Consider the following 14,423-nt stretch of genomic DNA (forward strand, 5'->3'; position numbering starts at 1 on the left):
AAGGAGGAGCGGAGTCGATGTATCTGTATCGAATTGAAGCGACGATTGCCGGAGCACTTACCGTCGTCATCGTAATCGCGGATTCTGACGAGAAAGCATTTGATTATGCTGAGCAGCAACTGGAGAAGCACTTTATTGCCAAGCCGGTTGTAGAAGAATTATGTGTGCTGGAGAAAAAACGCATGTCAGCGGGCAACGGGTATGTGATTGAAACCGAATCAGGGCAGACCTCATAAGCTCAGCAAAACATGCAACAGAGAAGAAGAAAACCGTTCAGGAGGGGGGCTTTACGTTGCCTGGTTGGCTCCCCTTGCGCTGAACGGTTTTTTGTTACGTCCCTATTCCGTTGTTCGTGCTGGTTGTTTATGTGAATCAGTCTGTGTCTCCAACCTGACCGTCAAGATCATAATCCACGCCAGGAGAGTAGCGGTTGCCCGAATTCCAGAGCAGGAATTCATCAATATTCTGCTCTTTCATGGCCCGCACCTGGGCTTCAATCTCGGCTTTCCCGTACGGGATGTAGCCACGGACCCATGTTGCGGTAAAGTCCTGAATCCACGGGCGAATGATCGGCTTCAGTTCCTTGATTTCCTCCAGCTTCTCATGCGTATCCTCCATCGCGCCCTTGATGGTCGCATAAGGGGCCGCATCCGGTACTGTAGAGCCAAACCAGCCCGTAGTATAATGGCTTGGATAGACCATCGGTGAGATGACATCCACAAATTGCGAGATTTTATTGAAGTCCTGTCCGATTCCCTCCGCCGCTGGTACGGAAGCCGCATAGCCAAAGATGTCCACAGACACCCGGGTATCGGTAGATTCCAGTTGCTCACGGGCATAGCGAACGAAGTTGGCAACAGCATCGGTACGGGGACGCTCATCCTGCTGATAGGTCAGAATATCGGCCCGTTTCTCAAACCCTTCCGGGAAGCGGACATAATCAAACTGGATTTCCTTGAAACCGAGCTTGATCGCTTCTCTGGCGACCTCAATGTTATAGTCCCATACTTCCTTCACATAGGGATTGACAAAGCTTTCCGGGGTGCTCTTGTTGTTGGCCCATACGGAGCCGTCCGGGTTCTTGAACGACCATTCCGGCTTCTTGCGTGCCAGTACGGAGTCCTTGAAGACGACGATACGTGCGATCGGGTAGATATTATGCTCGTCTAGCGTTTGCATAAGTGCTTGCGGATCACGAATAATCTTTTTCGTCGTTTCCATTTCTTTTATCACGGCATTATTCGTTTCAAATGTGACGTACCCATGATCGTCCTTCACATCGATAACCATGCTGTTCAGCTCAGATGAATCGAGCAGGTCCAGCAGGCTCTGCATTCTGGAGCCATCTGCGGAATGGGCCGTCACGTAAACGCCTTTCACCACAGGAGCTGTATCATGCTGCGGGTCCCATTTAACAAACGTGTTGCGTTCGCCTTCTCCAGAGGCATCCGGGTTCTCTGCTTCCGGGTCTTCGGGATCATATTTCCCGGGCAATTCGACAATGACGGCGTGCTGGCTTTTCTCTATCGCCTGGGCCAGTTTCTCCATCGTCAGGTCGGGCTTATCCGCCTGAACATCGCCTAAAATCAGTAAAAATAAGGCCAGTAGTAAGTCCATATGTAGTTTCTCCCCCCGCAATGGCATATGTGTGTGAATTTCTCCTTACCCTCATTATATGTGAATTGAAGCAGAGTAGACAGAGGAATATATGCCCATTTTGTTGGAATATCGGGACGGGCTGTACCTGTTGTCGAATGGTGCAAATAAAAAGAACCAGCCCCGTTGTGTTGGGTCTGGTTCTCTTCGGGAACCTTGCTGTCAGGCAAGGCACTAATGCAAAAATTGCTCATCCTGGCAATGGATAATGCTGTACTGAATAATCTCCTCGGCATCTTCTGAATTCAGGCGACTAATGCCGTCTCTCAGGACGATGGGTGTATTCAGTTCCCTTTGCTTCAGAAAGGGGTAAAGCTCGGGTTTGAACTCCTTCACAATCTTAGACAACTTCACAGTTTCTTGCATGTCCATCCGAATCACCCTCCAATCCTAGATTGAAATGCGCATTCTTCTGTTAACACTTGGAAAATGATGAAGACGATCCAGAAACGAGTGGAAAGCGATCAAGCTTACGAGCAGCTTACCTCATTATAGCATAGATCGGAATGATTGGGTAAGGAGCAACTGGAAAATATTATTTGTTCTTTCGGAACTCGCCCATGACCCCTACGGTTTCCACAATGTTGACGAATGCTTTCTTATCCGTTTCCTTGATGATTTTCTGGAGTTCCGCCAGTTCATAGCGTGTCGTTACGGTCATCAACATATCTTTTTCCGTATGGGTGAACGCCCCCTCTGTCTTGATCACGGTCACACCACGGTGCAGCTTGAGCAGCCGGTCCACCATCTGATGTTTTTGGGTCGTGACAATAAAGGCGGTGACCTTGATATGCCGGATATGTATGTTGTCCACGACCTTGCCGGTAATGAAAATCGAGAGCATGGAGGCCAGCGCCGCATCCCAGTTGTCCATGTAACCCAGTATAATGACAACGATGCTGTTTAATCCAAACAGCACGGAGCCAAGTGGAAAATCGCGCTTTCTGGTCAAAATGGAGCCGAGAATATCGAATCCGCCAGTAGAGCCGCCGGCACGCAATGAAATACCGGTGCCGATGCCGATCAGCACGCCTCCCACGATCGCGGCGATGATCGCGTCCTGAACAACCGCTTGTACAGGCAACAGCTGGATGCAGAGAGTAGCCGCGGCCACAGAGGTTATACTAAGCATGATAAAACGGCTCCCAATCAGGACCCAGCCCCAGATAATCAGGGGCAGATTAATAAGAAAATACATGATCCCGATATTCCATCCCGTAAAATAGCCGATGATCATCGAGATGCCGGATACGCCGCCGCTGAGCAGCTCTCTCGGTATCAGAAACAAATTGAATCCGGCTGCAATGAGCGCAGCGCCCAAAATTGTCGTGGCGTAAGGGAGTATTTTTCGTGTATGCGTCACATCTATCACCTCAACACTTAGTATAGATCAGAATAAGTTCATCATTCTGCAATGTTTGGACTGGAAATGATTGTTTTGAGTATGATATGATGATAAGCGTGTATAAAAACGCTCGCTGTCTAGTGCGCCAATGGGATGGCGTATGATTGTGTGATATGTAGAAAAGGAGTTTGGAGAATTTTGACTACGTTTAACGAATTTCAATTAGAAGAAAGACTGCATCGTGCGATTTCAGAGATGGGCTTTGAAGAGGCAACCCCGATTCAAGCACAAGCGATACCACATGCAATCGAAGGCAGGGACCTGATTGCTCAGGCCCAAACAGGTACAGGAAAGACGGCTGCATTTGGCATTCCGCTCGTTCAACGCATTGAGTATGCGGAAGAAAACATTGTTTCCTTGATTCTGGCTCCAACCAGAGAGCTGGCGATTCAAGTCGCTGAAGAAATCAACAAGCTGTCTCGTTTCAAGCGTTTGAGACCGTTACCGATATACGGTGGACAGGACATCGGCAGACAGATTCGTGCCCTGAAGAAGAAGCCACAGATTATTATTGGGACACCGGGACGACTGCTGGATCACATTAACCGCAAGACGATCCGCCTGGACAAAGTGAATACCGTTATTTTGGATGAGGCGGATGAGATGCTGGACATGGGCTTCATGGAAGACATCCAGGCCATCCTGAGCCAGGTTCCGGAAGAGAGACAGACGATGCTCTTCTCCGCGACCATGCCGCCGAATATCCGCAGACTGGCTGAACAGTTCCTGAAGGACCCGGTTCATGTATCCGTGGTACCGAAACAGGTCAGCGCGCCATCTGTCACTCAGTTTTATGTAGAACTGCATGAAAGACAAAAATTCGATACGCTTTGCCGTCTGCTGGACAAGGAATCGCCTGACCTGGCTATCGTGTTCGGACGTACCAAGCGTCGTGTCGATGAGTTGAGCGAAGCGTTGCAAAAACGCGGCTACTCCGCTGACGGCCTGCATGGGGACTTGTCCCAGAATCAGCGTGACAATGTGATGCGCAAATTCCGTGAGAGCAACATCGATGTACTGGTTGCAACCGATGTAGCGGCACGCGGACTGGATGTATCCGGCGTCACGCATGTATTCAACTTTGATTTGCCACAAGATCCGGAGAGCTATGTTCACCGCGTTGGACGTACCGGTCGTGCAGGCAAGGAAGGTGCAGCCTGGACGTTCGTGACCCATCGCGAGATCGACCATCTTCATGCGATTGAGCGTACAACGCGTCATCGCATTACGAAGAAGCCGGTTCCGACAATGGCCGAAGCAATTGAGGGCAAACAGCAGATTACGGCTGAGCGTCTGATTGAGCTGATCCAGAAGGACGATCATCAGGAGTACAAAGGTTTGGCCATTCAAATGCTGGAACAGTATGATTCCGTTCATCTGCTTGCGGCGGCCATGAAACTCCTGACAGGCGAGAATAACGATATTCAGGTGAATCTCACACCGGAAGAGCCACTTCGTGCGAAGAAAAGACGGGATGACGGACGCAACCGTCGTTACGGCAATTCCAAGCAGGGCAGCAGCGGTGGTGGTGGATATCGTCGTGGCGGCAACAGCCGTGGCGGTTCCTACAGTCGGGATCGCGGCCGGGATTACGACCGCAGAAGCTCCCAGAAGAAAAGTGATCGCAGTGACCGTCCGAACCGTTATGAGCGTTCCGACCGGTATGACCGCTCAGAAAGAGCGTAAGGCGTTCGCATCCATCATAGGTTAGAATGAGAGCAGTGCCGATATGGTCGGCCTGCTCTTTTCTTGTGATGTTTTTTTGGAGATAGATTCCTTTGTGAAATTCTCACTTCGAAGCTTGCACAAAATATGATACACTTGAACTACACACAATGGCATATGACTTGTAGCCTGAAGGAGGAGACCTGCTTTGGAAATGGGAGGTTTAATGGGAGGGCTGTACCGCCTGTCTGAATGGATCATGCGGATGGCCGGGGCGAATCTACTGTGGTTCATTTGTTCCCTTCCCGTATTTTTATTGTTATTTTTATTTATGTTCGGCACCTCACAGGAGACGCTGGATCAGCTGTCTGTGATGCTGGAGAATCCGCAGCAATATCTGCTGTCATTCTCTGTGCCGATGCTGCTCTATGGAACAGTCGGTTCGATCTTCTTGTTCCCGGCGACTTCCGCGTTGTTCTCGGTAGCTCGAAAGTGGACGATTGGGGAAGAAGATGTATCCGTATTCAAAACCTTCTTCAAAAGTTATAAAACGAATTTTAAACAAGCGCTGCTGGGCGGGATCATTTATTCGTTTATTTACATGCTCGTAGCCATCAACATCTTGTTTTACCGGGATATCAGCACGTTTATCTCGACTGTGTTTCTGATCTTCCTTGTACTGGTGATGGTCTCGACGTTTCACTATTTCTCGATCCTGGCGCATTTGCATATGAAGACGTTCGGCATGGTGAAGAATGCCTTCCTGATTACACTGGGCAAGCCGTTCACTTCACTGCTGATGATTATCTCCATCACGGTTGTGGTATGGATCAGTATCAAATTCAGCTTCCTGATCTTCTTCTTCATGGGAAGCGTGATTGCGGTTCTTTCCTTCTGGTACTTCCACCGCATTTTCTCCACGATTCAGATGAATCGTCAGGAGGATGAACTGGCGGAAGAGCAGCCTGCAGCTTTGCAAGGAGAAGAGACTTCAAATGAGCAGAATGACAAGGATAAACAGTGATTCTCTGAAATGTAAAAAATAACATCCTCTTACTCATTTACTTTTGCTTAAAGAAGGCCTATAATAGGAGTACAACAAAATCCTGCGATGCACGTCTCAGAGTCAAATTGTTTTGAACCAATGCATGTTTCTAGGGATTCCAACATCGAAGCACAGCTGACAAGCCCTCTCGAGGGGAAGTCAAACATGCTTCTGCGGAAACCCACCTGCGAGAGCGGGTTCAGGAGCATATGACTCGAACGGCATCAGCGGGTTTTTTTTTTGTGTTTTCTGGACAGTAGAGAAACATTCACGAGTTTTACTTGGTTAATGATGAGGTATTCGCAAGGCTATGCGAGGCTACTGCGATTTGGCAAGGCCATCTGAGACTTTCCAAGGCTACGCGAGTCTACCCAAGGCATCGCGAGGCATACACGAATAGGAAATGCCAATCCCCACCATACTAATAGAGCGTTATTCAACCTTTCAGGTTCTGAACGACGGCAATTGGTACAAAGGGGATGAATCGGAATGTTTAATGCTATTCGCAAGCAGATACAAATTCGCAAGTATATCCAATCAAAGTCGCTCTTGCTGCTTACGGTGATCAGTGTCATCGTGGCAGGGATGTGCTGGAGTACCTCTACCCAACCACTCTACTCATTCAGCTCCGCAACGCTGGAATATGGTTCCACTGGCGATGATGTATATGAACTGCAGAGCAGACTGGACTATATTGGCTATTATAACGGGAAAATTGATGGTATCTTCGGGACCCAAACGTATTGGGCTGTACGTAATTTTCAGTATCAGTTCGGACTGGAGATTGACGGCATCTTTGGCCCCAAGACCAAGAGTATGCTGGTGCGGGCGACGGAAGACTGGGCACCAGGTCCAGGTTATAAGAAAAGGGGCGGAACGGTTCCCACGGTTCAGACGATTAGTGACAAGGATCTGAAACTATTGGCCAGAGCGGTTTATTCCGAAGCAAGAGGGGAGCCTTATGAAGGTCAGGTGGCAGTGGCCGCTGTCATTTTGAACCGTATGCAGAGCAAGCTGTTTCCAAATACGATCTCCGGTATCATCTTCCAGCCTGGCGCCTTTACCGCAGTAGCAGACGGGCAATTCTGGCTGGAACCGAATGATCTGTCATATCGGGCGGCTAGGGATGCGATGAACGGCTGGGACCCGAGCCTGAACGCCCTCTATTACTTCAATCCCGATACCGCAACTTCTGACTGGATCTGGTCGCGACCGCAGATCAAGAAGATCGGCAAGCATATTTTCACCAAATAAACGCAAATGCCCTGCAAATGTGGGGCGAGACTTGTGAGGATAGATCCTGCCTCCGACTGGACACCTTGGTGCATTCGGAGGCTTTTTGTTTGTCTGGATTCGAGTTTTGCAGAAGGTGTGAGGGATTTCGCTGGACGGTTTCGACCTTTTTCGATAAAATGAAAGCGCATACTTTTTATTTTCGCACTTCAGGAGGAGAACAACGTGATGAGAAAACGAAGGTCTTTTATACTGGGTGTGCTGTTTGGTTGTTTGTTATGTGCATCCGCCACGTATGCGGCAGAAGAATGGCACATTGAATTTCCATCCATTACATACTGGCTAGATGGGACGGAGCTGGAACTCCAGGAAGGAAGTCAGCCCTCGACCATTCGATATGAGAATGCCTATTATGTATCCGTTCGCTCCTTGCAGCGCGCGCTGGGTTATGACGTGGAATGGATGCCGGAGAAAGAAGCGGTACATATTCGCACGATGCATTCCTTGCCCTTTGAGATTGTGAAGGAAACGAATGTGACGGACCCGGAGCTGCTGGAATGGATCAAACGGTCAAGGGACAGGGCTATGACGCAGGTTCGAACGTGGCAAGGGCAGACGTATGTGCTGCTGACGATGGGGGCGCAGACCACGGGCGGGTATCAAGTACATACGGAAAAAATTGAGCAGTTCTACGACAGTTATGTCATTCATTACCGGACGGAGGAGCCGGACAAATACGAATCCCTGATTGAAGAGGTGACGTACCCGTATCAACTGATCAGACTCGGTGAGAAGCCGAAGGGCATCGTCAAATTCAAACGAACCAGCGGGGAGCTGACCTTGCCTGGTTTGCAAGGTATTTCCTATCTGCCCGACATTCATCAGCAGAGCAAGAGCATGATTGTCTTCCCGCCGCAGCAGCAAGACGGCAAGTGGAGCCTTTCCGGTATCTGTCAGAGCTTCGAGGGGGTTGTAAGCTGGGAGCACTACAAGGCAGACGGGCAGTTGATCCAGAGCGGTCATCTGGATACGGCAACTCCGGTGTGGAAATGGGGCGCATTTGAGCTGCAATTGGCGGCTGAGATGGTCGAGGCCGGAGATGAAATTCGACTGTTTACGCAGCAAGTAGGACCAGAAGCGCTTGAAATGTTGGGAATCTTGGTCTTTTAGCCCGCATTTAACAGGCGGCACCCTTTTCCTTCTGCACGAAGAATGGTATCATGAGTATGACAAGGTGATGGACGATTGAAGGGGGAAAAGGGGCTTTGCTGAAAAGGACGCTAGCAGGAGTATTTAGAAGCTTTGAACAAACGGGTGAAAAAGCCAAGGACCCAGCATTGAGAACGAGATACTACAAGTTATCCAAGGATGCCGCCTGGGAGCAGGTTGTATCCGCATTGAAGAAGATTCCCGGGATGAAGGTGCTGCATGAGGTTGAGAATATCGGGGAGATCGTGGGCGAGAAGAAGACCAAGACAGGTCGTACCCAGGATATCACGATTACGCTGTTCAACATCAATCCGATGAAAACCGCGATCGACATTTACTCTGCATCACGCGGGTCACTTGGAGATATGGGATCGAATTATCGGACAATACTGACCATTTTCCACGCAATCGACAGACAGCTGGGCGCGTACAAAATGGACGAACAGAGATAAAAAAGCGAGGAGCTGAAACTCCTCGCTTTGCTATGCGTAAGGGATTATACGAGCTTTTTGGTTGCGTCAATCGCCGCTTCGTAGTTCGGATGCTCTGTCATCTCGGACAGGTATTCCACATACTGCACGACATTGTTCTGATCGACGACGAAGATGGATCGCATATCCAGTGCCAGTTCCTTGATCAGGACACCGTACGCTTTGCCGAAATCGTTGGTCTTGTAGTCGGAAAGGGTCACGACTTTGTCCACTCCGGCCGCACCGCACCAGCGAGCTTGTGCAAATGGCAGATCAGCGCTGACCGTCAAAATGGCGACGTTGTCTCCAAGATTGGCTGCTTCTTCATTGAAACGACGCGTTTGCTGGTCGCATACACCGGTATCGAGGGAAGGGACCACACTGATCAGCTTCACCTTTCCTTCGTAATCCTTGAGGCTGACCTGCGTCATCAGATCTTTGTTCAGTTGAAAATCGGGAGCCTGGTCCCCAACTTTTAGCTCTGGACCTACGAGCGTGATGGGATTGCCCTTAAGGGTTGCTACCCCTGTACGTTCTTGCGCCACAAATAATTCCTCCTTATAATAGTGAGAATAGTTGGAAACACACTGTCTATTATAAGCGTTAAAGGATGACCTTTCAAATCGGAGACAGGAGATAGGAGGGAACGAACTTGCTTTTCTTGCGTTACGAGAGCTTCGGTGAATATGTGAAACGCTATCCGATCACCTCGCTGCTGTTATTGGCCAATGTTCTGATGTTTGTGCTGGTCATGATAGATGGAGGCGTCGGAAACGGTTTTACCCTGGTTGAATATGGTGCCTTGTATGATTTCCTGATGGAAAACGGACGAGGCGACTGGTGGCGTTATTTTGCAGCCATGTTTCTGCATTTCAGTTTTTCTCATTTGCTCTTTAACTGCTTTGCCCTGTTTGTCTTCGCACCGCCACTCGAGAACATACTCGGCAAGTGGGCTTATCTGATCTTCTATCTCGGAAGCGGGCTCGTCGGCAACCTGATCAGTGAGCTGGTGCATGTGATGGAGGGCAACGATGTCGAGCCATACATCTCTGCGGGTGCCTCTGGAGCGGTGTACGGGGTGTACGGTGCTTTTCTCTTCATGACACTGTTCTACCGTCATTTGCTGGATGAAGCATCCCGGAAAATGGTGCAGACTATCCTGATCATCGGTATCATTTATTCCTTTGTCAGTCCGTATATCGGCGGTGCCCATATCGGCGTATTTGCACATCTGGGCGGATTGCTCGGCGGGTTCCTGATCTTCGGTGCTTTCTTCCGACGGGAACGGCTGCAGCGCTGAGGACGACGATGGTGTCCGGGCTTCGCAATCAGGTACGGCCTGCCATAGGCAAGCTAATTCTTATTTTTCTGATCGTGTTTGTGATTCGCGCTGTATTTGCCGTCAGCCGGGTAGCGAGCTGGGATGAAGCAGACTTTGCGCTCGGCCTGGTGACCTACGATATTTTCCACATGCAGCCGCACTTTCCCGGCTATCCGGTACTCATTGCGCTGGGACGGATGCTGAATGTCCTCGTAGATCATGAAGTCTACGCCCTGTCGCTCGTTTCTGCGCTGGCAGGTGGGGTGACGACCGCCGCCGCCTATGCGTGGATGACCCGTTTTCTAAGTGGGATGAATCTGACAGCTCGAATGAAGCGATGGGGACCCTGGCTGCTCGTGCTGCTGCTGACGGTGCATCCGGTCTTTGCGCTTTCTCAGATCCAGCCGATGTCGGACGCGCTCGGCCTCTGCTTCGTCGTGTTATTGTTTGGCTGCACGTGGCGCAGTCTGGAATCTGGACGAACGCAGCGTGAGAGATGGGGGCTGTATGTGCTGGCCTGTGTCCTGGCCGGTCTGCTCGTGGGGGTGCGTATTTCATATTTCCCAGTCGGCTTTCTGCTGCTCATGCCATGGTGGATGAGCTTTGCCAGGCAGCGAACGTGGTGGAAAGGCATTTGCGCGGCGGGCATCGGGCTCCTGACGCTGATCGCCTCCATCGCGCTGTGGCTGCTGCCAACCGCTCAGACGGAGGGAGGCCTCCAGCCCTATCTGGCATTAGGTGCTTCTTTCACGGAAGGACATTTTCAGGAATGGGGCGGGACGGCAGCGACGAGCGGATCACTGGCGGAGCGAGCACTGCATTGGCTGATCGAGCAAGGCTGGTGGGCCGGAGGGTTCGGCACGTATCCGGATGCCTTTGCATCATATGGGTTACATGGGTGGTCGGTTGCCGCAGTGGGTATATGGACTGCGCTGCTGATCGGCTTCGTCATCTTCGCCGTGGTTTGGAAAGGGCACAATCGTCATGCTCATTCTTCTGCCCGTCATGCGACGACTGCACAGGATGCAGGACTTGCAGACCTGAATGAGACGAACAGGATGATGCCGTTTTCTCCATCCGTGGATGGAGAATCGGATGTGATGGCAGGGGGAGCCCATGGGAACGAAACCCATGCGGGTTCAGATGCTGTGCCGTTCTGGCTGCGAGCCAGCTATGTTGCACTGGCGGTCGTACCGTATGGACTCTGGAGCTTTTTCGGTCAAAATGCGGCCAAATGGCGGCATAATCTCCCCTTGTATGTGTGGCTGATGGTCGGCGTGATCGTCATCGGTTTCACCGTCTACAGACGCTGGGTACGAAGTCCTGCTGATCGTGGTCGGGGTGGGATGCTGAAAGGTCTGTTTGCGGCCTATGTCATCGTGTTGCTCATGCACACGGCTGTGCACTATGTCGATATATCGAACGATCAGCCGGTTCACAGACTGGTCGAGCAGGTGCAGCAACTGGAGGCGACAGAGGGCCCGCTCGTGCTGTATACGTGGGAAGAAAAACGGGTGTTCGATGTATATGCGCCCGAGATCACAGTGGTACGACTGTTGCAGTTTGAACGATGGACGCAATCGGCTGCTGCCTATCGTCCTGCGGTGAAGCAAATGTTATTGACAAACAAGGTGCTGGAAGGATTTAATAGACAACAGGTCCCGTCGCTGCAGCCGTATGTGACCCGAATCGCAAGCTGGAGGGGTAATGCCTTTCTCGATCCGGTCTATCATGACATCGAGCTGTACGCGCTGGATATTGAACGTTATTGGAGAGATCAAAATTGGAATTAAGGCAGCTACAATATTTCGTCAAGGTGGCGAAAAAACAGCACATGACACAAGCAGCGGAAGAGCTGCATATTGCACAGTCTGCGGTCAGCAGGCAAATTCATCAGCTCGAGGAACAGCTCGGGGTGCACTTGTTCCTGCAGCAGGGCCGGAACTTGCAGCTTACGCCGGTCGGCAAGGTGTTTCTCGATCGGGTAGAGGGTATCCTGCAGGATCTCGACCGTGTGATTCAGGAAACGCGGGAGTTCATTGATCCTGATCTCGGTGAGATCCGGCTTGGCTTCCCGCACAGTATGGGCGTACATCTGGTGCCGATGATTGTGTCCCAGTTTCGCAATGCACATCCGAACGTGACGTTCAAGCTGAAGCAGGGCAAGTATGACCAGCTCATGCAGGCGGTGCTGAAGGCAGAGATTGATCTTGCCTTTATCTCACCTTTTCCGGAAGCCCACAGTCATTTGATCGGAAATGTGCTGCTCACGGAAGAACTGTTCGCCGTCGTGCCGCCGAATCATCCCCTAGCCGCACGGGATTGTATCTCATTGACAGATTTGCAGGAGGAGAGCTTCGTGCTGTTTCGGGAAGGATTTTCACTGCGGAATATCGTGGTGGAGGCTTGCCAGAAGGCAGGGTTTGTCCCGAAGATTGGGTTCGAGAGTGAAGAGACCGACACGATCCGCAGTCTCGTTGCGGCCGGAATGGGCATCAGCCTGCTGCCGGAAATGTCGCTCAAGTATTCCTGTACGCCGCTCCAGCCCGTGAAGCTACGCATCACGGATCAGCATGTCACCCGCACCATTGGTATCATCCACCGCACGCAGGATAAGCTTCCGCTTGTGGCGAAGGGCTTCAAGGACTTCACGGTGTCGTACATGAAGGATGTAGAGATATAAGTGTGACGGGAAAAGCTGCTGGCACAAGCAGCTTTTTTTATGGCGAGAGAGTGAAGAGTGATGAGAATTTCTATGATATAATGCAATCATGTAACTTTTCATTTGCACCAGTGTGATTTTTTGAATGAGAAGTTCAGCGGATACTTGTCGTGTATTCAAAGTGTACAGGCATTTCACGAAATACGATCACTGCCCTTCAAGGCGGAGCGATCAAACGAATTGACTTTGAGACCCTGGATCGTTTGTGCAAAGGATTGAATGTAAGGCCATCGGATCTTATTGTATATACAGAAAAGTGAATCATGCATGATACAGCATGTCGTCGACCCCCATTAGCGTCATAACCCCGGGAGATCGACGACATTTTGTATATGAGAGGATTCGAGAGTAATTGTGAGAATAACTTAGGTATATAGGAAAAATCAGTAAATGGGATTTTTGAAGAAAATGAATAGAGGGATTTTCAAGAAAATGGAGAATTCTATATCAGTGCCTGTTTTTGGGGTCCATATCGTACCTATGAGGAATTGAAACATGCGCCCTTCAGACTCGAAGCATAGATAGTTGGCAGTCCATATCGTACCTATGAGGAATTGAAACACAGATAAATGTAACTTTTTAGTACGGTACGACTGGCGTCCATATCGTACCTATGAGGAATTGAAACAAAAAAATCTTGAACTTGTAGTCTTTCCCGAGTGCGTCCATATCGTACCTATGAGGAATTGAAACACTGCAATGGTTGGAGGACTCAGGAGAGGGGAAATTCTGTCCATATCGTACCTATGAGGAATTGAAACATATTTGGTTACAGGCTAAAATGAATGTTCGGAAAGTTTGTCTATATCGTACCTATGAGGAATTGAAACGGATTTGTAAAGGAGAGAACCACAGTTCCTAAACCGAGTCTATATCGTACCTATGAGGAATTGAAACAGAGATATACCAAGTAAAGTGACTTACGCCCGCATGTCTATATCGTACCTATGAGGAATTGAAACAGAGATATACCAAGTAAAGTGACTTACGCCCGCATGTCTATATCGTACCTATGAGGAATTGAAACGCGTCTTCATGTGTCATCGCGCCTACCACATCATCGAAGTCTATATCGTACCTATGAGGAATTGAAATAAAGCTCGAGCGACGCGGCTTTTGGTATCTTGTTGGTCTATATCGTACCTATGAGGGGCCAACAAAATATACATAGATGATAATAACAAGGCAACCATACAGGGGTGATGGTGAGCGTTTGAGGAAAAAATTGATATTTATATCCACATTTGTTTTCCTAATTCTTTGCGTTTTATGTGTGAGAGGGGTACGGTTATTTACAATTGAACCGGATCGAATTTCAGGCAATGGCAATCCAGGTCTGATTATGCTGGGGATTACGTATCTGGTAATGGCCATATTCGGGATACTTCTTTTTATCGCGGTGTACTTTTATCTGCCAATAATTTCAAGAAGGTATACGGTGGTTGTGGTATTATGCTTGATCCTCATGTTCATTATCGGGATCATGCAGCACATACAATTTTCAACAAAGCTGCTTAATCATCTGGGCAGTACCAGTGATCCGAATTCAAATGTATATCAAATTGGAATATTGAATACATATACCAATTCCATTTTCATGAATGAATATCTGCTTATTGCGTGTACGTCTTTTATTGGCCTATTGAGTTTGTCCTGTAAATGGATGCAATTCAAGAATGGAGAAAAAGGAAAGTAAT

General features: G+C 49.5%; 14 protein-coding genes, 1 other RNA gene and 1 CRISPR repeat array. Of the genes, 11 read left to right on the top strand and 4 right to left on the bottom strand.

The window, feature by feature from the left end; genetic code table 11:
• Window positions 1–17: 17 nt before the first annotated feature.
• Window positions 18–236, top strand: coding sequence for a DUF3906 family protein (locus ACFSUC_RS05835; RefSeq protein ID WP_379928553.1), 219 nt, complete (start codon window positions 18–20; stop codon window positions 234–236).
• Between the two features lie 136 nt (window positions 237–372).
• Here ACFSUC_RS05835 and ACFSUC_RS05840 read toward each other — a convergent pair whose 3' ends face one another.
• The 3 genes from ACFSUC_RS05840 to ACFSUC_RS05850 all read right to left on the bottom strand — a co-directional run bounded on the left by ACFSUC_RS05840 (window position 373) and on the right by ACFSUC_RS05850 (window position 3,019).
• A complete protein-coding gene (locus ACFSUC_RS05840) occupies window positions 373–1,617 on the bottom strand; it encodes a putative glycoside hydrolase (protein WP_379928554.1) in 1,245 nt (414 codons plus the stop codon).
• A gap of 213 nt (window positions 1,618–1,830) precedes the next feature.
• Window positions 1,831–2,028 (bottom strand): hypothetical protein, encoded by a 198-nt coding sequence (locus tag ACFSUC_RS05845; protein ID WP_379928555.1) that lies wholly within the window; start codon window positions 2,026–2,028, stop codon window positions 1,831–1,833.
• A 163-nt stretch (window positions 2,029–2,191) separates the two neighbouring features.
• Window positions 2,192–3,019, bottom strand: a complete 828-nt coding sequence (locus ACFSUC_RS05850; protein ID WP_379928556.1) for a YitT family protein — start codon at window positions 3,017–3,019, stop codon at window positions 2,192–2,194.
• A 180-nt stretch (window positions 3,020–3,199) separates the two neighbouring features.
• On the opposite strand from ACFSUC_RS05850, the gene ACFSUC_RS05855 reads away from it, so the two are divergent.
• The 6 genes from ACFSUC_RS05855 to ACFSUC_RS05880 all read left to right on the top strand — a co-directional run bounded on the left by ACFSUC_RS05855 (window position 3,200) and on the right by ACFSUC_RS05880 (window position 8,665).
• Complete coding sequence (locus tag ACFSUC_RS05855; protein WP_379928557.1) at window positions 3,200–4,747, top strand: DEAD/DEAH box helicase; 1,548 nt, start codon at window positions 3,200–3,202, stop codon at window positions 4,745–4,747.
• A 193-nt stretch (window positions 4,748–4,940) separates the two neighbouring features.
• Window positions 4,941–5,750 carry a YesL family protein gene (locus ACFSUC_RS05860; protein WP_379928588.1) on the top strand — a complete coding sequence of 270 codons (810 nt, stop codon included), beginning with the start codon at window positions 4,941–4,943 and terminating at the stop codon, window positions 5,748–5,750.
• Window positions 5,751–5,826: 76 nt separating this feature from the next.
• A non-coding RNA gene (gene ssrS, locus ACFSUC_RS05865) (6S RNA) lies at window positions 5,827–6,009 on the top strand.
• Window positions 6,010–6,260: 251 nt separating this feature from the next.
• The gene (sleB, locus tag ACFSUC_RS05870) at window positions 6,261–7,025 is read left to right on the top strand and encodes a spore cortex-lytic enzyme (protein WP_379928558.1); all 765 of its coding nucleotides are present in this window, start codon (window positions 6,261–6,263) and stop codon (window positions 7,023–7,025) included.
• Window positions 7,026–7,232: 207 nt separating this feature from the next.
• The gene (locus ACFSUC_RS05875; protein WP_379928559.1) at window positions 7,233–8,174 is read left to right on the top strand and encodes a protease complex subunit PrcB family protein; all 942 of its coding nucleotides are present in this window, start codon (window positions 7,233–7,235) and stop codon (window positions 8,172–8,174) included.
• 95 nt (window positions 8,175–8,269) lie between these two features.
• On the top strand, window positions 8,270–8,665 hold the full coding sequence (locus ACFSUC_RS05880) for a DUF1499 domain-containing protein (protein WP_379928560.1): 396 nt from the start codon (window positions 8,270–8,272) through the stop codon (window positions 8,663–8,665).
• Between the two features lie 44 nt (window positions 8,666–8,709).
• On the opposite strand, the gene tpx is transcribed toward ACFSUC_RS05880, so the two are convergent.
• Complete coding sequence (gene tpx / locus ACFSUC_RS05885) at window positions 8,710–9,228, bottom strand: thiol peroxidase (protein ID WP_379928561.1); 519 nt, start codon at window positions 9,226–9,228, stop codon at window positions 8,710–8,712.
• Between the two features lie 107 nt (window positions 9,229–9,335).
• On the opposite strand from tpx, the gene ACFSUC_RS05890 reads away from it, so the two are divergent.
• The 4 genes from ACFSUC_RS05890 to ACFSUC_RS05905 all read left to right on the top strand — a co-directional run bounded on the left by ACFSUC_RS05890 (window position 9,336) and on the right by ACFSUC_RS05905 (window position 12,986).
• Window positions 9,336–9,983, top strand: coding sequence for a rhomboid family intramembrane serine protease (locus tag ACFSUC_RS05890; RefSeq protein ID WP_379928562.1), 648 nt, complete (start codon window positions 9,336–9,338; stop codon window positions 9,981–9,983).
• A gap of 8 nt (window positions 9,984–9,991) precedes the next feature.
• Window positions 9,992–11,797: an ArnT family glycosyltransferase gene (locus ACFSUC_RS05895; RefSeq protein ID WP_379928563.1), complete on the top strand. Its 1,806-nt coding sequence runs from the start codon at window positions 9,992–9,994 to the stop codon at window positions 11,795–11,797.
• The gene (locus tag ACFSUC_RS05900; RefSeq protein WP_379928564.1) at window positions 11,788–12,687 is read left to right on the top strand and encodes a LysR family transcriptional regulator; all 900 of its coding nucleotides are present in this window, start codon (window positions 11,788–11,790) and stop codon (window positions 12,685–12,687) included. The genes ACFSUC_RS05895 and ACFSUC_RS05900 overlap by 10 nt, the downstream gene beginning before the upstream one ends.
• 149 nt (window positions 12,688–12,836) lie before the next feature.
• Complete coding sequence (locus ACFSUC_RS05905; protein WP_379928565.1) at window positions 12,837–12,986, top strand: helix-turn-helix domain-containing protein; 150 nt, start codon at window positions 12,837–12,839, stop codon at window positions 12,984–12,986.
• 205 nt (window positions 12,987–13,191) lie between these two features.
• Window positions 13,192–13,822: a CRISPR direct-repeat array (repeat unit 30 nt).
• Window positions 13,823–14,423: the final 601 nt, after the last annotated feature.

Source organism: Marinicrinis sediminis, assembly GCF_042685085.1.
GTDB classification, from domain to species: Bacteria; Bacillota; Bacilli; order Paenibacillales; family KCTC-33676; genus Marinicrinis; species Marinicrinis sediminis.